Raw genomic sequence first — 18042 nt, 5'->3', positions numbered from 1 at the left:
ATCAAAGGATTAACACCATGAACTTCTCTCTTCGCTTGGACGACCTGCGCAACACCTACCGCAGCGGCGAACTGACGCCACGCCAATTGCTGTTGGGCCTGCGGGAAAAAGCCGCGGCGCTGGACCCGGACTATCACCTGTTCATCCACCTGCTGACGGCAGAGGAGCTGGAACCCTACCTGACCGCATTGGAAAGCCGCGACCTGGAGAGCCTGCCGCTGTACGGAGTGCCGTTTGCCATCAAGGACAACATCGACCTGGCCGGCATTCCGACCACCGCCGCCTGCCCGGCGTTTGCCTACGTGCCAGGCCGTTCGGCGACCATTGTCGAGCAGTTGCTGGCACTGGGCGCGATCCCCCTGGGCAAGACCAACCTCGACCAATTCGCCACCGGGCTCAATGGCACTCGCTCGCCCTACGGCGCCTGCCGCAACAGCGTGTTGCCCGACTATCCTGCCGGCGGTTCGAGCGCCGGCTCGTCGCTGGCCGTGGCCCTGGGCGTGGCGAGTTTTGCCTTGGGCACCGATACCGCCGGCTCCGGGCGGGTGCCTGCAGCGTTGAACAACCTGGTGGGCTTGAAGGCCACCTTGGGGTTGATCTCCACGGCCGGCGTGGTCCCGGCCTGTCGCACGCTGGACTGCGTCACCACCTTCACGGCGACGGCCAAGGAAGCCAGCCAGCTCTTGGCACTGACGGCCCGTCCAGACCCTCGTGACGACTACAGCCGCCACAACCCGCAGTGGAACGACGGCGCCGCGTTCGGCGCGCCCCGGCGCTTTCGTTTCGGTGTGCCGCGCCAACGGGACCTGGCATTTTTCGGCTGCCAGGAAGGTCCGCAGCTGTTTCAGGAAGCCATCGAGCGACTCGAACGCCTGGGCGGCGAAGCCGTGGAACTGGACCTGTCGCCGTTCCTGGAAGCGGCGCGGCTGCTGTATGAAGGCCCCTGGGTGGCCGAACGCTACAGCGTTGCCGGCCCCTTGATGGAACGTGAGCCGGAGGCCGTACTACCGGTCATCCGCGCCGTCCTGGCGAAAGCGCCTACGGTGGATGGCGTACAAACCTTCCGCGCCCGCTACCGTTTGCAAGCGCTCAAAGCCCAATGCGACCGGGCCATGGATACGCTCGATTGCGTCCTCACCCCGACCATCGGCCGCCCGGTGACCCTCGCCGAACTGGCCGCCGAACCGGTGCTGCGCAATTCGGAGCTGGGTTACTACACCAATTTCATGAACCTGCTGGACTACGCCGCCGTCGCCGTACCCAGTGCGTTCATGGGCAACGGCTTGCCCTGGGGCGTGACGTTGTTCGGTCGAGCCTTCACCGACCAATACCTCTTGAGCGTGGCCGATGCCTTGCAGCGTCAACAGGACAAGGCCTTGCCAGCGCCCGCCAACCCGGCGCGCCACGACCGGGCGCGGCTGGTGGTGTGTGGCGCACACCTGGATGGGTTGGCGCTGAACGGGCAACTCAAGCAACGCGGGGCGCGTCTGATCGAGGCCACCCAAAGCTCAGCGAACTACCGCCTCTACGCCTTGGCCGGTGGCCCGCCCTTGCGTCCCGGCATGCTTCGGGTCAGCGAGGGCGGCGTGGCGATCGAGGTGGAGGTCTGGGAACTGCCGAGCAGCGAACTGGGTTCATTCCTGACCGGCATCCCCGCACCGTTGGGGCTGGGCAAGGTGCAACTGGCCGATGGTCGCTGGGAAAGCGGATTCATCTGCGAGTCGTATGGCCTGGAAGGCGCACGGGACATCAGTCACCTGGGGGGATGGCGGGCTTATCTGCGTAGCCTGGAATAAGGCCGAACCTGTGGTGAGGGAGCCTGTTCCCTCACCATGGTCCTACAAACCTGCAAATCCGAATGTCTTTTCCCACAAGGCCACTAAACTGACTTCATTGGGTCTGCGCCAAGGGAAACGCCATGTCGCTCCGTTCGCCGTTGTATTCCCAGCGCAAGCCGCTCCTGGCCGTGGTGGCGCTGCTCGGTACTGGTTTCCTGATCATTGCATTGCTGGGCTATTACGCTGCCCAGGCCTCGCTACGCGATAACATCCTCAAGACGCTGTATCTGAACCTGCTGATCGGCATGCTCGTGACGCTGGCAGTCCTGGCAATCCTTTATCGGTTGATCAACAGCTACCAACAACGCATCGACGCCCAGGCCACCCTCGACAGCCTGACCGAATTACCCAATCGCCGTGGTTTCGACCTGCTGGCCGTGCAAGCCCTGCATGAAGCCCAGCGCGAGCCAAAACCGTTGACTGCGCTGCTGGTGGAACTGGACGATTTCAAGCGGTTGGACACCACCCATGGTCATATCGCCACCGATCAACTGCTGACCGGGTTCGCCCGCGACCTGACACAAAGCCTGCGGCATTCGGACATCGTGTGCCGCTGGAGCACGGAAGCCTTTGTCGTCCTGCTCAAGGACACCGACGGACAGACCGGTCTGAAGATCGCAGAGAAAATTCGTCAGCACATCGAAAAGCAGCGCTATTTCTGCAGTGGAAAACAATTGCTGGTCACCGTCAGCCTCGGCCTCACCACCTTGCAGGACGAAGACACCTTGCACAGCCTGCTGTCGCGGACCGATCATGCGCTGCAACGCGCCCGACAGACCGGGTGCAACCGAACCTGCGTGGAAATGCCTCACTCCAGTTATGAATAAACCCGACCTTTGCCCGGCCTGCGGCGGTGCCAACGATTGCACCCTGGCCGACCCACGAACTGCCGACCGCGCCTGCTGGTGTTACGGCGTGAGCATCGACCCGGCCGTGCTCGAGGCATTGCCAGCCGAGCTGCGTGATCAGTCCTGCCTGTGCCCACGCTGCGCCCAGGTCGAAGCCCAGTTGCGCGCCAAGCCCCAGCCGATCGCGTAAGATGCCCGCCCTCCGTTGCCTTGCCTGAACTGTCCATGCGCGTCGACCGTTTCCTCAGTAATCTGCCGCGATTCAATCGCCAACAAGTGCGCCTGTTGCTGGTGGAACGCCGGGTGCGGATCGACGGCCAGACCGTCAGCGACCCCCATGCACAAGTCCGTGAATTCAGCCGTGTAGAGGTCGACGACGAAGTGCTGCAAACGGGCCGACCGGCGCGCTACTTCATGCTGCACAAGCCGCCCGGCTGTGTCAGTGCGACCCGCGACCCGCAACACCCCACCGTTCTCGACTGGCTGGACGAACCGGACACGGACGACCTGCACATCGCCGGGCGCCTGGATTTCAACACCACCGGGCTGATGCTGATCACCAATGACGGCGCCTGGTCACGGCGCCTGACCCAACCGCAGACCAAACTGCCCAAGGTCTACTACGTCGAAACCGAGCAAATCATCACGGCCGAATACGCCGACACCTTCGCCCGGGGCCTGTACTTTGCCTTCGAAGACCTCACCACCCAACCAGCAGAGCTGACGCTGCTGGGGCCGAGATCGGCGCGCTTGAGCATCGTTGAAGGGCGCTATCACCAGGTCAAGCGCATGTTCGGCCACTTCAACAACAAGGTGCTGCGCCTGCACCGCGAGCGCATGGGCCCACTGACACTGGACGCCCATCTCGAGCCGGGCCAGTACCGCGCCTTGAGCCTTGAAGAAGTCCATCTCATCTGAACCTGCTACCGCTGGGCAGAAGTGTCGAACAATTTTCCGATAGGTACTTGCGCAACGGTCGTCCCCCTGCTTGAATCAGGTCGTCGGCCGAAATGTGACCGATGAGTCACAACATACTTCCAAGAAACTTTTTGCCGGCTGGAACCCTCAGGTTCCGCCTTGTCCCGCCGGCGAACTGCCCGCCTATAACAACACCCGTCGACCGTTTTTTTGGATCGACATGGGCTTTATCTTTCAGGCGTATGCCTACCTGTCACATTGCCCGTGCAATCTCATTGCGCGCATACCCGCTTGCCAGGAGTCTTATGACATGAGGCCAGAAATCGCTGTGCTGGATATACAGGGTCAGTATCGGGTTTACACGGAGTTCTATCGCGCAGACGCCGCACAAAAGACCATCATTCTGGTCAACGGCTCAATGGCCACCACCGCGTCGTTTGCACAGACCGCCAAAAACCTCTACCCGCAATTCAATGTTGTGCTGTACGACCAACCCTACGCGGGCAAGTCAAAAGCTCACAACCGACATGAGCAAATGCTGACGAAAGAGATCGAGGGCCAGATTCTCCTGGAACTGATCGACCACTTCGCCGCCGAGCACGTGCTGTCGTTTTCCTGGGGCGGCGCCGCTACGCTGACCGCCTTGGCGCAACGGCCACGGCGCATCGAAAAAGCGGTGATCAGTTCGTTCTCGCCGGTGCTCAATGCGCCGATGCGCGACTACCTGGAACGCGGTGTGGATTACCTCGGCAGCCTGGACGGCGACCGTGTCGGGCACTTGGTCAACAGCACCATCGGCAAGCATTTGCCGCCGCTGTTCAAGCGCTTCAACTATCGCCATGTCAGCAGTTTGGCCGAGCATGAGTACGGGCAGATGCATTTCCACATCAGCGATGTGCTCCACAGCGACCAGCTGTGCTACGTCAACGCCGCGAAAAAGATCAACGTACCGGTGTTGTTCCTGAACGGCGAATGGGACGAATACACCGCGGCCGACGACGCCAGGCTCTTTGCCGATCACGTGCAGCACAGCAGCTTCAGCACGCTGCAAGCCACCGGGCACTTCCTGGACATGGAACACAAAGCCGCCTGCCGCGACAGCCGTAACGCCTTGATGGGTTTCCTCACACCGGAACACCACGAAAGCCGACCGCGCTATAGCTACGTACAGGGCTACCATGCACTGGCCATCTGAAACCGAGTCCTGGCGAGCAAGCCCCGTCCTGCGCCTTCAGCAACGGGGCTTGCCCGCCAACGACCGCTCTGGTTTGAGGCTCGCGTAGACGACTGACCGCACGTTGTGTGAAGAAAAACTTCAAATCCGTGCCCACTTCTGGTACAAAGTCAGCCGCTCTGAGCGGGTGTCGTATAATGGCATTACTCCAGCTTCCCAAGCTGATAACGAGGGTTCGATTCCCTTCACCCGCTCCAATCGAATTCTGGTCCTGCGTCGTATGTTTTTGGCGGGGGATTAAAAAACCGGCTCTTGGTGGCCGGTTTTTTTTGGTCTGGAGTTTTGTGGGATTTGCGCCCCTGAGGTTCACACCGAGTAGCTATGAAGGAGAGCAAGGATGCACCTGATTGACTCATATCTGCCTACGTATCAGTTCAGTGAATTGCATACCGTGGACATCCCCGTAGACCCTTCCCATGCCATGGCGGCAATCCTCGCCCACCGCCCCGAAGACGACCGTTTTTTTCGGTATGCAATCAAGCTTCGCGAAATCCCCATGCGCCTGCTGGGTCGATCTCGGCACCCAGAGGCTGATCAACGCGCTTCATTCGGCATGGATAATTTCACGTTGCTTCAACGCAACGGCGACGTAGAGGTCGCTTACGGGCTCGCCGGCAAGCTGTGGAAAGCCGACTACGGCCAAGTCGTTGTCGCGGATGCCGAAGCGTTCGAGCTATTCAATGAGCCGGGGAATGTGAAGCTGGTCATAAGCTTCACCTGCCAGTTGCTGCGACCGGGCTTGACGAGGGTCACCACGCAGACACGGGTGCATTGCCTCGACGCGGATGCGTTGCGAAGTTTTACGTCGTATTGGTATTTGATTCGGCCGGTCAGCGGGCTTATTCGTCGGCGCATGCTGAAGGCTATTGTTAGGCGTTGCGCAGCAGGCGCTTTGAAGAAGAGTGAGCATGAATGAGCGCTCATGGAGATAACTTCATCAGACCTTCGCCATAGGAAAAGTGCTAGGCAGGTGGTCAAGCCTCTTGGATCCGCTTACAGCAAAGTAGAAGCGATAGCGCTGAACACGTAGGGGGTAGGGCACCGATGATTTGAGATGAGTGGCAAAGAATCAAACATGCCTTGCGACAAAAGCGACGACGGCCAACAGAGTCAGGGCGAACGCAGCACCGATGCTGAACGGCAGCAACGTAACGCGGATATAGCGACAGCGTTTCGCCCATCAGCTCGCGCAAGACGAACCACGAGTTCGACGAGACTTGGAACAGAGCCTAATGAACCTTGGGCTGATTTGACGGCAACATCTCAGTTTGCCTGAGCAGAAGCCCGCGCAGCTTTGATAGCCTCTGCTTTCTGCACGACATCCCGTTGGGAGGCGTTAGCCTTGCCAATGATGCCCATCAAAATCTCTTTTCTAGTCTCGGCGGGGGTGTTGGTGAAAAACTCAGTCAAAGCGCTGGTTTTCTTGATCTTTTCTGTACTCATTGATTTCAAACCTCTGCTAACAGCTCAACGAGCTGAGCCTGATCATAGATCTGGGGAATCAGAGCGTCAATCGTATCCCCAGCCACATCAAGCTCAACCTGTTGAGCATCGTCGCCATCAAAGTCCTTGATAAGCAAATCGATGTGGATCTGGCTACCGTAGATGCGCTTCAACTCAATGACATTGCACCGTGCGGCAACAAACTGTCTGGCGAACTCCTGCAGCGGAATGTTCCTGCCCTCTGTGACTTCCCGAGCCTGCACGAACTGCCAGGCGAGTTCTGGCCTCTGGTAGACATACATAATCTGGGCTTTCCTGCCACTTCCCAAGACGCGGTCGATATTCCGCTTCGCTATCCCAAGGTTGGCCATCGTCCCATCCAGAATGAACGAAAGCCGTCTCTTGAACGCGCGGTCCAACACCTTTTCCAGAATCTTCGTAACCGCACGCTGAAAAAGGTATGAATTGCTTCCGTCGTAGCCGGGAATCAGACTTCGAAAATCATCAGGATCGATACGAAGAACACGTTTGGAGTAAAGGCTAAGATTTCTCTCGTCCAAATCGTCAGCCATAGCCTTGGCTATTTCCGTCTTGCCAGCCCCAGGCGACCCCGCCATGAACACCGTGAATGGTACCTCCTCACTGAGGTACACAGCGGCGTCCGCAATATGCCGAGCCAAAGAGGCTCGATTCACTCTAGCGAATTCAAGGGCTGCGTGCTCGATAGCAGATTCTTCTGGCGTCATACCGACATCGACCTGTTTTACTTGATCCAAACTTAGAACGTTGATCGTTACCCATACGGACGAAGGCAACGACGATCAGTGTCTCGTTGAACATCGTCACATAAAGTATCCTCTGGCTCTCACGAATATTTGTAGGGAAATTCCGAGCGTTGCGTAAGGAGCACGCTAACTACGCTTTTTAGGCGGTGTGCCGACTTGTTGGGTTTGTCTTCCGTGGTTACCCTTCTAGACGTCGCTGCAAATCAGGCGATCGGGCTTGGAAACCCGTGAGTCAAGCAACCGCGCTTCACGGGAGCTAGACAATGCGTACCTCGCAGCAAATCAAATCACTTTCAAACCAGCCAAAGCTCAGGCCTCGAACCTACTGTTTCTCGATCGACGGGGGCAGGCCATGAACGAAGACACTGGGCTAAAAACCATCGGCTACACCCCCTTCAACTATTCCGCTGATCGAGCGCTGTTCCGTGTCAACGGCGGCGTACCCATCCAAGAGGCATTGGAACGGGCGTCAGATCTTTTGCATCTCGCTCACCGGCTTGCCGAAGACGCGGCGTTTGAAAAGAGCACCGACCGCTACGCCTGGGCTGCGCACTTTTTGTTGGAGATGAGCAAGGCGGTGATTGATGACGTTGTGAAGGTCATTACGCCAAGGCCGGCGGCTGAGTCCAAGAAAAAATCCGAGGCGCAGTAGATCGACAGTAAGTCCTGAGAATGGGGACATAGGGAACCCCATCCGATAGACAGCGCTAAGCCCTGCTTCTTTCGCAGCGGGGCTTAGCAATACGACGTCCCTAGGAGGCTCAAGCATGGGAACCGTTCGAAAAACCATCACCGTGGCCAATCAGCCCATCCAGAGACATAAGGCTGAACTGAAGACTATTCGCTCGGCCCTTGAAGACGGTGAGTCCAGCGGCCCCCCTCACCCATTCAATCCCGACGCATTCAAACAGCGAATATTATTAGTACGTGGGGTAAATCCCCATCGTAAAAACTATTCAGCCCCAGGCAAATGCCCCAACGGCAACGCCCCCGGCGTCTTCACCGTATGAATCACAAAGTTGCTCCGGATATCACCCACCCTCGGCCTCTTCGAGCATCCACACGCGACGCAGGCATGGCGAGGCGGATAGCGAGCCGACCAATCCAGGCAGAGGAATACGAAAGGAGATGATGACTCGGAGAACATGACGCGGCTTGATCAGTTGTGGACCGTGGACCGTGGACTGTCGGCAAACGGCGTTTAACGGAGACAAATGAAATCTGACTTCCTGTCGCAGTCTGTCTTCAAGCGTGCACTTCACGATCAAGAACATCGGCCACCCACTGGTTGATACTCTTGTGGGCGAGCTGAGCTTTCACGGCGACTGTTGCATGGAGCGCAGGGGCTAGGCGTAGGCTGAGATTGCCAGAGTAGGGTTTCTGCGGTGCTCGCCCCAGCTTGGCACAGGTCTCCAGATAATCAGTGACTGCCTCTTCAAACGCGGTTCGAAGCTCGCTGACAGATTCGCCGTGAAACCCGACGACATCCCTAATACCAGCGATGTGACCGACAAACAGACCGTCTTCATCGCTGTAGTCGATTCGGGCGGCGTAACCTTGATAATTCATAACGTTCACGGCGTAACTCCTGCTTGTTCAAGGAAAGCCCGAGCATCACGTACCTGGTAGGGCTTTGCTTCTTTGTCTGGGTGGGGCCGGTGGAACGTTGCGACCACGCCATTCAATTCAAAACGTACACGCGACCCACTGCCCTCAATGGTCTTGGCACCCGCTGCGCCAAACAGTGACTCAATACGAGCCCACTCCAGCGTTGAAAGCGTCGGCCTGGAAAATATGGCTCTGAGCGTGCTGTGCTGCTTATTGTTCATGGTATTACACCGCGATACCAAAAAAAAGATTTACCACCTGCGCTTGACGTCGCCGACGTGTGAGTAGCACCGATAAATAAAGTCAAAATGCGGACATGGTCATCCTTTCGGTTTTAACCCGCCCTCCCCTCCAATCCCACTTTTCGCGAAGCCGGAAAAATATGTCGGACGTTAATCGCCTATCACTAATCGTGCAGTCCGTTCTGCGGGGCACTATTTCCTATCTACCTTGCTGTGGATAGCGGGTAACTCCCGCTTCGTTTGTAGGCAAGATCAGAGAGTTGCGTAGGGGGTGCGCTTACTTTGCTTTTCGGCGAGTTTTCGCCTCGCTGCCCTTGTCCTTCGATGGCTACTCTCCAGACGTCGCTGCAAATTCAGCGACCGGGCCTAGGAACCCGTTGAATTCAAGGCGCACAGCGCCCCATGAAATTGCAGGCGCTTTTTGTGTTTGCGATGATGTTTTATGGCGGCTGTGCGTGGGACACCCTCGGGTGTGCCGGGTGCCTTGATTCCCGGTTCCTAGCCCACGTACGGCCGCCACCCGAATCTAGGAAAGGATGGCGGCGGTTTCTCAAGTCCCCGACCGACTCCCACCTAACGACAAAACAAAAAGCCCCGGTGCTTTTCGCAGCGGGGCTTTTTGTATCTTGGCCGCCGACTTGTGTCGTTCATTGCTCGGTCCCCGGCAAGTGCCCCAACGGCAACGCCCCCGGCGTCTTCATCGTATGAATCGCAAAGTTGCTGCGGATATCACTCACACCCGGCAGTTTCAGCAGCCGCCCAGTGAGAAAACGGTCGTAAGCCCGCAAATCCGGCACCACCACTTGCAACAGAAAATCCGATTCACCTGACACCAGAAACGCCGAGATCACTTCCGGCAATGCCGTGACGGCCTGGCGAAACGCTTCGGCTTGTTCGTCGTTGTGCCGTTCAACTTTCACGCCGACAAAGATCGTTAATCCGAGCCCTACTTCGTCACGGTCCAGGATGGCTTGATAACCGCGAATGACACCGGCTTCTTCGAGCATCCGCACGCGGCGCAAGCAGGGCGACGGGGACAGGCCAATTTCTTCGGCCAGTTGCACGTTGCTCAGGCGGCCGTCCCGTTGCAGCGCGGCGAGGATTTTGCGGTCAAAGGCGTCCAGTTTCATGGATTGGCAGATTCCGATTTAATGGCACGAATAAGTGGCAGGTTATGCCAATTAGCAACGCTTTAGAAGCTGACTTCGCAACCACCTGCCCTCCCCCTCGGCTCTAGACTGGCGCTATCAAATCGTCGCTCAAAGGGGTGTCACGTGGCAGAGCTCTGGTTGTTCCTGATGGCCTTGATGGTGGTCTACGTGTTGCCCGGGCCGGACATGATTCTGCTGCTGCAAACCGGTGCCCGTCAGGGCAGGGGCGCGGCGCTGGCGACGGCGGTGGGCCTGGGGGTTGCTCGTGGGTGTCATGTTGCATTGGCGGCGTTGGGGCTTTCGGCCTTGTTCAAGACCGCGCCGTGGACGTTCGACGTCGTGCGTCTGGCCGGTGCTGCCTACTTGTTATGGATCGGTTTTCAATGCCTGCGGACCACCTTGTTGCCGAGTTTTGAAGGTGCCGCCGTCGAGGTCGGGAAACGGCGCTGCTACCAGGCGATTCGGCGTGGGCTGCTGACCAATCTGCTCAATCCCAAAGCCTTGCTGTTTTGCTCGGTGTTATTGCCGCAGTTCATCGATCCACAGGGCGGGCCGGTGCTGGGGCAATTCGCGACCCTGGGCGTAGTGCTGGTCGGCGTCGGCCTGCTATTCGATAGCGCCTACGCGTTGGTGGGTGTCGCACTCGGTCGCTGGCTTCAACGTTCGCCTTCGGCCCAGCGTGTGCAGCAGTGGTTATTTGGGAGTCTTCTGATTGGATTTGCGGTACGGCTGACGTTTGTGCAGCAGTCCTAGTTCCTGTGGATAAACTGATCGGGCTCTCGAGTGAGCACCTGGCAAACTGAGCCGAAAATCCGGGGCTGCTTCGCAGCCCAGCGGGAGTCGGGCTCGCTCACAAATGCGTCGGGTCAGCTTGCGATGATGTTGACTGTGCCGCCGCCATCGCGAGCAGGCTCGCTCCCACATTTTTTCCGAGTTGCTCTCAGGTATCGCACTCACCACAAATCCCCTGTGGGAGCGGGCTTGCTCGCGAAAGCGGTGTGTCATTCAACATTGATCTTGGCTGACCCGACGCATTCGCGAGCAAGCCCGCTCCCACAGGTTCCCATTTCGTTTCTTAACTGACTGGCATTAGTCCAAAGTGGTCGGCTTTTTTCAGCAGCAGCTAAATATCCAGGCTGCTTCGCCCCACAGCGGGAGCAAGCTCTCATGGAAAAAAATGCAACCATGTGATTTTCAAGGCTGAAAATACATATCGATCGTTCCCACGCTCCTGCGTGGGAATGTCGCCAGGGACGCTCCGCGTTCCGCTTCTGGAAGGTGACGCAGAGCATCACGGGATGCATTCCCACGCAGAGCGTGGGAACGATCAAAAACAGATATCTCGTGGACGTCGCTCTAGTTCCCTGCGCGACAGCGCAGTGTCGAAGACGTGGCGGGGACTCCCTCGCCACCCAAACATTTGCCCCCTGTTTCACATCCCGAAATAAACCCACCCCGCCCCTCTGCCGCCCTTGTGCGACGCCGCTTCTAGACTTCGTTGCGATGACTGCGCATAGCTACCGAGGTCACCTTCGGTGGTTACAGTGTTGATCATTCATTTTCAGTAGGTATAGTACCCACCAAGCACACCACACGGAGGTGTTGTGAATAGCCGATTTTTGATAAGCCAGATCATTGCAGACGGTTGGTATCTGGTACGGGTTCGGGGCAGTCACCATCATTTCAAGCACCCGACCAAGCCGGGCTTGGTCACGGTTCCTCATCCCAAGAAAGACCTGCTCAAGAAAACGGCCATCAGTATTTTGCAACAGGCACTGCTTCAGCCGGCCCGTTGCGCGACGTTCGCGGAGGACGATGAATATGCTTTACCCGATTGCGATTTCCATGGGCGATGACAAGCACGCCTGGGGTGTTGAGGTACCGGATATTCCCGGTTGTTTTTCCGCAGGCGACGACCTGGACGAGGCCATGGCGATGGCGCGTGAGGCCATCGAGGGTCACTTCGAGATTCTGGCTGAAGACGGCTCGCCGATTCCGCCGGCCAACACCGTCACCTTGCACGCCGCCAATCCGGCATATGCCGGCTGCACTTGGGCGCTGGTGGACATCGATGTGACCAAATACCTGGGCAAGGCGCAGAAACTCAACATCACGTTGCCCGGCTACCTGCTCAATCGTATTGATGAATATGTGTTGCACCATCCTGAAGAGAAGAGCCGTTCCGGCTTCCTGGCTTCGGCAGCGCTGAAGGTGTTGCAACAAGGGCGCTAAGAAAGCCGCCATAACCTGTGGGAGCTTGCTCGCGAAGGCGTCGGCACATCCAACATCACTGCGAACTGATCCACCGCCATCGCGAGCAAGCTCGCTCCCACAGGGTTGAGCTAGATGACTATTTGTTTTCCGTTCCCGACTCTTGCATCTGCACCGAGGACTTAGTGCCATCGGTGTTGTCCTTGGTCTCGTTACCCGAATTGTCGAAGCAGCCTTGCAGGGCGAACAAACAGCAGGCAAGGCAAACAGTGCGTGCGAGGTTCATGGTGGACTCCGAAGCTGAGGGCCTTAAGGAGTGACCCGCCAACACGGCAATTGGTTGCGATGATTTTCAGGTTGCACGAAAAACCTTGCCGAACAGCGGCGCCTGAAAATGTAAGCAGAATTTTCATCAATTCATTGCTGTCACAAAGGACAGGTGCATCCATAAGGAACACAGCAATGACCTTCGCAAAAATCGCTCAAAAACTGGCCCTTTGGGCGGGGAGCCCCAAGACGTTTCTGGGGGCCATCGTGTTGTTGGCGCTCTGGGCCCTCAGCGGACCTCTTTTCGACTTCAATGACACATGGCAACTGATCATCAATACATCAACGACGATCATTACCTTCCTGATGGTATTCCTGATTCAAAACACGCAGAACCGCGATACCGACATCTTGCACCTCAAGGTCGATGAGTTATTACGAGCGACCAAGGAGGCACAGAATGCAATGCTCGGCCTTGAGTCGCTGGACCTCAAGCAACTGGAGGCGCTGAGAAAGCATTACCAGGCCATGGGCCAGGACGAAGTCAGGAGCCTTGAAGGCCTGGAAGAAAAGAACAAAGTAGACCTGAACCAGTGCTGACGCAGATGCGCTGGAAGGTTCTCCTTTTGGCGGGCAAAAATCAGCCGGGACGCGAACGTCCCGGCCCTGAATACAAAAACGCAGCGGATCAGCGGCTGGCTTGCAGCGCCCTGGCCATTTCGAGATGGGTCTGCAGTTTAGGCAGCGTTTCATCGGCGAAGGCCTTGATCTCCGGCACTTCGGTGGTCTGGGCCTGCTGCTCGATCTGCGCGATGGCCTCCTCGGTGGCCTTGACCTGGCTGGCGGCATACGCAGCCTCGAACGACTCGCCTTCCTTGACCTGCGGGATCAGGGCCTTGGCCTTGTCAGCCACCTCCTCACGGGGGGCGACAGCCAAGTCGAGCTTCTTGGCGATCTTCGCCAGGTGTTGATTGGCCGTGGTGCGGTCGTTGATCACCATGATGGTGTAGTCCTTGACCTCCCTGGATTCGGCTTTCCCGTGGGCCATGCGACTGGCCTCGATGTCGGCCATGCCTTTGGCGGAAGCATCGTTGATGAAGTCGGCAGGCGATTGGGCCCAGGCACTGTTGGCACCCAGGCCCATCAGCACGACGAGACTGGTGGTGCGAAAAAAGCTGGCCATACGGCTCATGGTCGCGCCCTCCTCTGATAAAAGTTCTGACGGGTTTCCCGCCTCTGAATCAGAACCACCCATGATGATCAACGAAACGTCTGACCCAGGTACGGCTGAGTGGTTCTCCCCCTTCTGCGACCCGCTCCAGACATCTTCGTTCGATCATGGACGATGTTTCCGGCGAGCGGGGCCCGCCTGACATCTGAAAAGGTCACGCTTGAAAGGTTGAAAAAACGTCCAGCGCCACGACGAACGGTGACGCGCTATCAGATGCCGAACGCCCGGTGATTGTGACGTTTGGCGGCGTACATAGCCTCATCGGCATGGCGGAACAGGGCGACATCTTCGGTGCCATGGTCGGGGAAACAGGCCACGCCGATGCTCGGTTCGATGCTCAGGCAGTGTCCGTCCAGACGCAGTGGCTGGGCCAGTGCATGGCGGATTTTTTCCCGCACACTGTGGGCATCCTCCAGGGCCTGGATGCTGTGCAGCAGGACCACGAACTCGTCGCCGCCAATACGCGCCACGGTGTCGGTGTCGCGGATGCAGCCCTTGAGACGATTGGCCACCGCTTGCAACAGCATGTCGCCCACCCCGTGGCCATAGGTGTCGTTGACCTGCTTGAAACGGTCCAGGTCGATATACAGCAAGGCCATGCGCCCGGACGCAGCACGGGCGGTTGCCAAGGCGTACTTGAACCGTTCACGGAGCAATTCGCGGTTGGGCACCTGGGTCAACTGATCGTACTGAGCCATGTGCTGCAACCGGGCGTGCAACTGCTTGCGCTCGATGGCGATGGTGAGTTGCGCGCAAACGTATTGCAGCAACTCCTTGTCCTGCTCGGTGTAGCGCACATTGTCCGGCGCGCTCTTGACGATCAGCGCGCCAATCGTGCCGCTCTGCGAGTTCAGTGGCACGCCCAGCCAACACGGCGCATCCGGCTGCGCCACAAGGTCGTCGAACCCCGGCGGCAAGTGGCTGCAACCGGGCGTCAGCAGGATTGGCTGGCCGCTGCGAATCACCTCGGCGCACAAACGCCCGGTGACCGTGCCCGGCAATTCGGGCTGCCCTTCCCGGTCGTCGACGTGATAGGGGAAGTTAAGTTGCGAACATTGTTCGTCATACAGCGCCACCGAAAAATTCAGCGCCGGCAGCCACTCGCCAATAATCAGGTGGATGCGTTTGAACAGCGCCAGCAGATCCGCCGCGGCATGGGCTGCCTCGGAAATCGCATACAACGCCGCCTGTCGGGACTCGGCCTGCTTGCGTTCGGTGATGTCCCGGGCCACGGCAATGCGCAGTTGGTCCGCCGGCGACCAGCGTGCCGACCACAGGATGTGCACCACCCGACCGTCCTTGCGCAGGTAGCGGTTTTCGAAATTGAGCTTGGGCTCGCCGTCCATGATCTCCCGGGCCGCCTCGAGGGTCCGCTGGCGGTCGGCGGGGTGCACCAGATCGATCATCGGCTGGCCGATCAGCTCCTGCGGGGTGTAGCCAAAAATCTGTTCGCAGGCAGCACTGACAAACACGAAACGCCCTTGGCCGTCGACGGCACACACGACGTCCAGCAAAAGGTCGATGTAGCTGGCCAGCGGCGCGGAACTTCGAGTGTCCATGGGGCTGGAGGTCATCCGGATAATGCAACGGTGAGCGAAGCGGGTGATGGTCAGTTCGTGACGCCGATACAACGAGCGAGACCGACGCGCCCCACCAATACCGATGAGGATAGCGCAGGGGATCAGACTGTAGAGGATGAGCCTCGATATCGGGGCGAACATTCACACAAACGATGGAGACCAACGGGACTGGCAACACTTCAAGGACGATGTAGTATGTTGTATTACAAACCACTACATCGAGATCATCATGTCCGTCATGTCATTGCGCTTGCCCGATGAAGTCGCCGAAACCCTGGCGGTATTGGCCAAGGCTACCGGGCGCAGCAAGTCATTCCTGGCCGTCGATGCACTACGCGAATACCTGGCCCGTGAAGCCTGGCAGATCAAGGAAATCCAAGAAGCCTTGCATGAGGCAGATGCAGGTGACTTCGCCAGTCCCGAGGATGTCAACGCGATTGCCGAAAAATGGATGAACAATGCAGGTTGAGTGGCTGCGCACTGCCCTCAAGAATCTGGACGACGAAGCCGCTTACATTGCGTTGGAGAATCCAAAAGCAGCAGCGCACTTCGTCAAGGCAATCCTCATGAGCGTCGAGCAACTTGCCCAATTCCCGGCGTCCGGTCGTGAAGGCCGCCTGGCTGGCACCCGTGAATGGGTTGTCCCCGACCGTCCGTACCTGATTCCCTATCGCGTTCGCCACGGGCGCGTGCAAATCCTGCGACTGTTCCATACGCGACGATTGCCGCCCAACGCCTGGTAGGCGCAGCAACTCGGTTCGACGCAGCCCATCACGGCTCGGTAAAAAACACCATACCGGCATACGGTGCCTGCCGACAGGCCTGCAACCGCGACGCCAGGTCCCCCACATGGACTTCCAGCTTGTGCCCATCCGGGTCGAGAAAGTAGAACGAATCCCCCTCGCTGCGGTTGTCTCGCCATGAGGACACCTGGGCCGCGTTCAGCCGCGCCACCAGCTCCGGGAAATCCTCGGCAGCGATGCTGAAAGCGTAATGGGTGTAGTCCGCTGCCGGCAGGGGCCTGCGCAACGGGTCGAAAGCCAGGCACAACCACAAACCCGGCAGCGACAAATAGGCCCCGCGGTCCCACTTGGCTTCGAGGCGCAACTGCAATAGCTCGCCATAAAAAACCACACTGCGATCCAGGTCGGTGACAGCAAGGGTCAGATGATTGAGGCCTGAGAGCATCAGTAAACAACCTTCAGAAAAGAGTGATAACCCAGCGGGCTTGGGGCGAACCCAGGGTACTTTCAAGCTCCGACATCGCCGACGGATTCCCCGTCCAAGGTCCTAGGCAAAGTCCTACGCAGAAATCTCCAGTGACACTCAAGCACGCCGGAAACAGCCGATTCAAAGCCCTGCACAACAATCTGTAAAGTCTGGAAACACACCGCTATCGAAACACCCCACGGACAGCGCCACTCACCAAGGAATGTAATCGCACCATGAACCAGACTGCTCAAGCACCCCATCACTTCACCCACTACCGCAAGGTGATTTCCCTCGCAGACCAGAACTGGCAGGGCACCGAAGCCGGAAAAATCTCAGGGCTGAATGTCGAGGTCAAGACACCCAATGTGCTGGTCGACCAATACGGTCGCACCTTTCATCACTTCTGTACCACGTCCTACCTGGGCCTGGACTATCACCCCGCGTTGCTGGACGGCGCCATGACTGCCCTGTGGGAAACCGGGACCCTGCGGGTCGCCAACTCAAGGAATCGCTGCAAGCTGGCGATCCTGGACGAGTACGAAACCCAATTGTCGGAGCTGTTCGGGGCCAGTTGCCTCAGTGCCCTGTCGTGCAGTGCGGCAAGCGCCGGAATCCTGCCGTTGCTGGCCAGCGGCGCGTTCACCAACCAGTGTTCGCCGGTCATGGTGTTCGACAAATACGCCCATTACTCGATGAACCACAGCAAGGCCGCCTGCGCCGATGAAACCCAGGTCATCACTTGCCCGCACAACGACATGGACTTCATCGAAGACCTGTGCAAACGCCAGCGCTACGTGGCATACGTGGCCGACAGCGCCTACAGCATGGGCGGATTGGCGGACCTGGACAGCCTGATGTATCTCAAGCAGCGCTATGGCCTGTTTCTCTATCTGGACGACTCCCACGCATTGTCTGCGGTCGGGGAGTCCGGCGCAGGCCTGGTCCGTTCGCGCGTCCCGGCCGTGGATGAACGTACCCTGATCGTTGCTTCATTGGCCAAGTCATTCGGCGCCAGTGGCGGGCTGGTCATGTTTGGCAGTGAGCGGTACAAAGCGCTGGTGCAGCGTTACGGTGGGCCGAGCAATTGGTCCCAGAGCCTGAACGCAGCGGCCATCGGCGCCGGCATGGCGTCGATCCGCCTGCACCGCAGTCGAGAATTCAGCGCCCTGCAGGAGCGTTTGCAAGCTAATATCCGCTTCTTCGACAGCCTCGTGCGCACTGAACAGCACGGCAATCCCATGGCGATCCGCATGGTGCCCTGCGGTGAAGCTACCCTGGCCAACAGCCTGGCCGTCGAACTGGCCGAACTGGGGTATTTCACTTCAGCGGTTTTTTTCCCCGTGGTGCCGCAAGGCAAGGCCGCCATTCGCATTACCCTGCGCGCCGACATGGAGCCGAACGTGATTCGCTCGTTTTGCGAAAAGATCACCGAACTGCTGCTGACCCACGGGCGTGACATCCGCCCTTGAGACAG

General features: G+C 58.4%; 21 protein-coding genes, 1 tRNA gene and 3 pseudogenes. 15 read left to right on the top strand and 10 right to left on the bottom strand.

Going from position 1 to position 18042, the window contains the following annotated elements; translation table 11 throughout:
- The first annotated feature begins 17 nt into the window (after positions 1-17).
- The 7 genes and pseudogenes from atzF (at position 18) to AD662_RS07400 (ending at position 5754) form a co-directional block, all read left to right on the top strand.
- Positions 18-1796 (top strand): allophanate hydrolase, encoded by a 1779-nt coding sequence (gene atzF, locus AD662_RS07430; protein ID WP_053186378.1) that lies wholly within the window; start codon positions 18-20, stop codon positions 1794-1796.
- A gap of 251 nt (positions 1797-2047) precedes the next feature.
- Positions 2048-2665, top strand: a pseudogene (locus AD662_RS07425) (GGDEF domain-containing protein); the annotation flags it as partial.
- Positions 2658-2876 (top strand): cysteine-rich CWC family protein, encoded by a 219-nt coding sequence (locus AD662_RS07420; protein WP_018606955.1) that lies wholly within the window; start codon positions 2658-2660, stop codon positions 2874-2876. The pseudogene AD662_RS07425 and the gene AD662_RS07420, both read left to right, overlap by 8 nt.
- Before the next feature lie 35 nt (positions 2877-2911).
- Positions 2912-3604, top strand: a complete 693-nt coding sequence (locus AD662_RS07415; protein WP_053186375.1) for a pseudouridine synthase — start codon at positions 2912-2914, stop codon at positions 3602-3604.
- A gap of 310 nt (positions 3605-3914) precedes the next feature.
- Positions 3915-4799 (top strand): alpha/beta fold hydrolase, encoded by an 885-nt coding sequence (locus tag AD662_RS07410; RefSeq protein WP_053178410.1) that lies wholly within the window; start codon positions 3915-3917, stop codon positions 4797-4799.
- 162 nt (positions 4800-4961) lie between these two features.
- Positions 4962-5035, top strand: a tRNA-Gly gene (locus AD662_RS07405).
- A 140-nt stretch (positions 5036-5175) separates the two neighbouring features.
- Positions 5176-5754, top strand: coding sequence for a hypothetical protein (locus tag AD662_RS07400; RefSeq protein WP_053186371.1), 579 nt, complete (start codon positions 5176-5178; stop codon positions 5752-5754).
- Between the two features lie 347 nt (positions 5755-6101).
- Here AD662_RS07400 and AD662_RS07395 read toward each other — a convergent pair whose 3' ends face one another.
- Complete coding sequence (locus tag AD662_RS07395; RefSeq protein ID WP_018606959.1) at positions 6102-6281, bottom strand: hypothetical protein; 180 nt, start codon at positions 6279-6281, stop codon at positions 6102-6104.
- A 5-nt stretch (positions 6282-6286) separates the two neighbouring features.
- Complete coding sequence (locus tag AD662_RS07390) at positions 6287-7027, bottom strand: zeta toxin family protein (RefSeq protein ID WP_053186367.1); 741 nt, start codon at positions 7025-7027, stop codon at positions 6287-6289.
- Between the two features lie 391 nt (positions 7028-7418).
- Between AD662_RS07390 and AD662_RS07385 the strand changes: the two genes are divergently transcribed.
- Positions 7419-7718: a DUF3077 domain-containing protein gene (locus AD662_RS07385; RefSeq protein ID WP_053178471.1), complete on the top strand. Its 300-nt coding sequence runs from the start codon at positions 7419-7421 to the stop codon at positions 7716-7718.
- A 300-nt stretch (positions 7719-8018) separates the two neighbouring features.
- On the opposite strand, the pseudogene AD662_RS28240 reads toward AD662_RS07385, so the two are convergent.
- From AD662_RS28240 to AD662_RS07375, 4 genes and pseudogenes are all read right to left on the bottom strand, one after another.
- A pseudogene (locus tag AD662_RS28240) lies at positions 8019-8117 on the bottom strand (Lrp/AsnC family transcriptional regulator); the annotation flags it as partial.
- Positions 8118-8311: 194 nt separating this feature from the next.
- A complete protein-coding gene (locus AD662_RS07380; protein WP_053178407.1) occupies positions 8312-8644 on the bottom strand; it encodes a type II toxin-antitoxin system HicB family antitoxin in 333 nt (110 codons plus the stop codon).
- Positions 8641-8895: a type II toxin-antitoxin system HicA family toxin gene (locus AD662_RS28235; protein WP_074849576.1), complete on the bottom strand. Its 255-nt coding sequence runs from the start codon at positions 8893-8895 to the stop codon at positions 8641-8643. The genes AD662_RS07380 and AD662_RS28235 overlap by 4 nt, the downstream gene beginning before the upstream one ends.
- Before the next feature lie 668 nt (positions 8896-9563).
- Entirely contained in the window at positions 9564-10046 is a 483-nt protein-coding gene (locus tag AD662_RS07375; RefSeq protein WP_018606962.1) for an Lrp/AsnC family transcriptional regulator, read from the bottom strand.
- A 144-nt stretch (positions 10047-10190) separates the two neighbouring features.
- Between AD662_RS07375 and AD662_RS07370 the strand changes: the two genes are divergently transcribed.
- From AD662_RS07370 to AD662_RS07365, 3 genes and pseudogenes are all read left to right on the top strand, one after another.
- Positions 10191-10820: a LysE family translocator gene (locus AD662_RS07370; protein ID WP_018606965.1), complete on the top strand. Its 630-nt coding sequence runs from the start codon at positions 10191-10193 to the stop codon at positions 10818-10820.
- Positions 10821-11671: 851 nt separating this feature from the next.
- Positions 11672-11848: pseudogene (locus AD662_RS28230) on the top strand (type II toxin-antitoxin system HicA family toxin); the annotation flags it as partial.
- A gap of 40 nt (positions 11849-11888) precedes the next feature.
- A complete protein-coding gene (locus AD662_RS07365; protein WP_053186365.1) occupies positions 11889-12299 on the top strand; it encodes a type II toxin-antitoxin system HicB family antitoxin in 411 nt (136 codons plus the stop codon).
- A gap of 118 nt (positions 12300-12417) precedes the next feature.
- Here the strand turns inward: AD662_RS07365 and AD662_RS29500 are convergent, their stop codons facing one another.
- Positions 12418-12564 (bottom strand): hypothetical protein, encoded by a 147-nt coding sequence (locus tag AD662_RS29500; RefSeq protein WP_018606976.1) that lies wholly within the window; start codon positions 12562-12564, stop codon positions 12418-12420.
- 176 nt (positions 12565-12740) lie between these two features.
- Here AD662_RS29500 and AD662_RS07360 point away from each other — a divergent pair, with 176 nt between their 5' ends.
- Complete coding sequence (locus AD662_RS07360; RefSeq protein WP_018606978.1) at positions 12741-13145, top strand: low affinity iron permease family protein; 405 nt, start codon at positions 12741-12743, stop codon at positions 13143-13145.
- An 88-nt stretch (positions 13146-13233) separates the two neighbouring features.
- On the opposite strand, the gene AD662_RS07355 is transcribed toward AD662_RS07360, so the two are convergent.
- Complete coding sequence (locus tag AD662_RS07355; RefSeq protein WP_053186362.1) at positions 13234-13737, bottom strand: DUF4142 domain-containing protein; 504 nt, start codon at positions 13735-13737, stop codon at positions 13234-13236.
- Positions 13738-13985: 248 nt separating this feature from the next.
- Positions 13986-15335 (bottom strand): sensor domain-containing protein, encoded by a 1350-nt coding sequence (locus AD662_RS07350; protein ID WP_053186359.1) that lies wholly within the window; start codon positions 15333-15335, stop codon positions 13986-13988.
- Positions 15336-15585: 250 nt separating this feature from the next.
- On the opposite strand from AD662_RS07350, the gene AD662_RS07345 reads away from it, so the two are divergent.
- Positions 15586-15825 (top strand): CopG family ribbon-helix-helix protein, encoded by a 240-nt coding sequence (locus AD662_RS07345; RefSeq protein ID WP_018606984.1) that lies wholly within the window; start codon positions 15586-15588, stop codon positions 15823-15825.
- Positions 15815-16099, top strand: a complete 285-nt coding sequence (locus tag AD662_RS07340) for a type II toxin-antitoxin system RelE/ParE family toxin (RefSeq protein WP_018606986.1) — start codon at positions 15815-15817, stop codon at positions 16097-16099. Before AD662_RS07345 ends, AD662_RS07340 begins: the two co-directional genes overlap by 11 nt.
- A gap of 28 nt (positions 16100-16127) precedes the next feature.
- On the opposite strand, the gene fos is transcribed toward AD662_RS07340, so the two are convergent.
- Positions 16128-16544, bottom strand: coding sequence for a fosfomycin resistance glutathione transferase (fos, locus tag AD662_RS07335; RefSeq protein WP_053186356.1), 417 nt, complete (start codon positions 16542-16544; stop codon positions 16128-16130).
- Positions 16545-16801: 257 nt separating this feature from the next.
- On the opposite strand from fos, the gene AD662_RS07330 reads away from it, so the two are divergent.
- Positions 16802-18037 carry an aminotransferase class I/II-fold pyridoxal phosphate-dependent enzyme gene (locus AD662_RS07330; protein ID WP_018606990.1) on the top strand — a complete coding sequence of 412 codons (1236 nt, stop codon included), beginning with the start codon at positions 16802-16804 and terminating at the stop codon, positions 18035-18037.
- Positions 18038-18042: the final 5 nt, after the last annotated feature.

Source organism: Pseudomonas kilonensis, from assembly GCF_001269885.1.
Classification (GTDB): Bacteria; Pseudomonadota; Gammaproteobacteria; order Pseudomonadales; family Pseudomonadaceae; genus Aquipseudomonas; species Aquipseudomonas kilonensis.
Note: the sequence above shows the minus strand (reverse complement) of the source record. Positions and strands in the feature narration are given on the sequence as shown.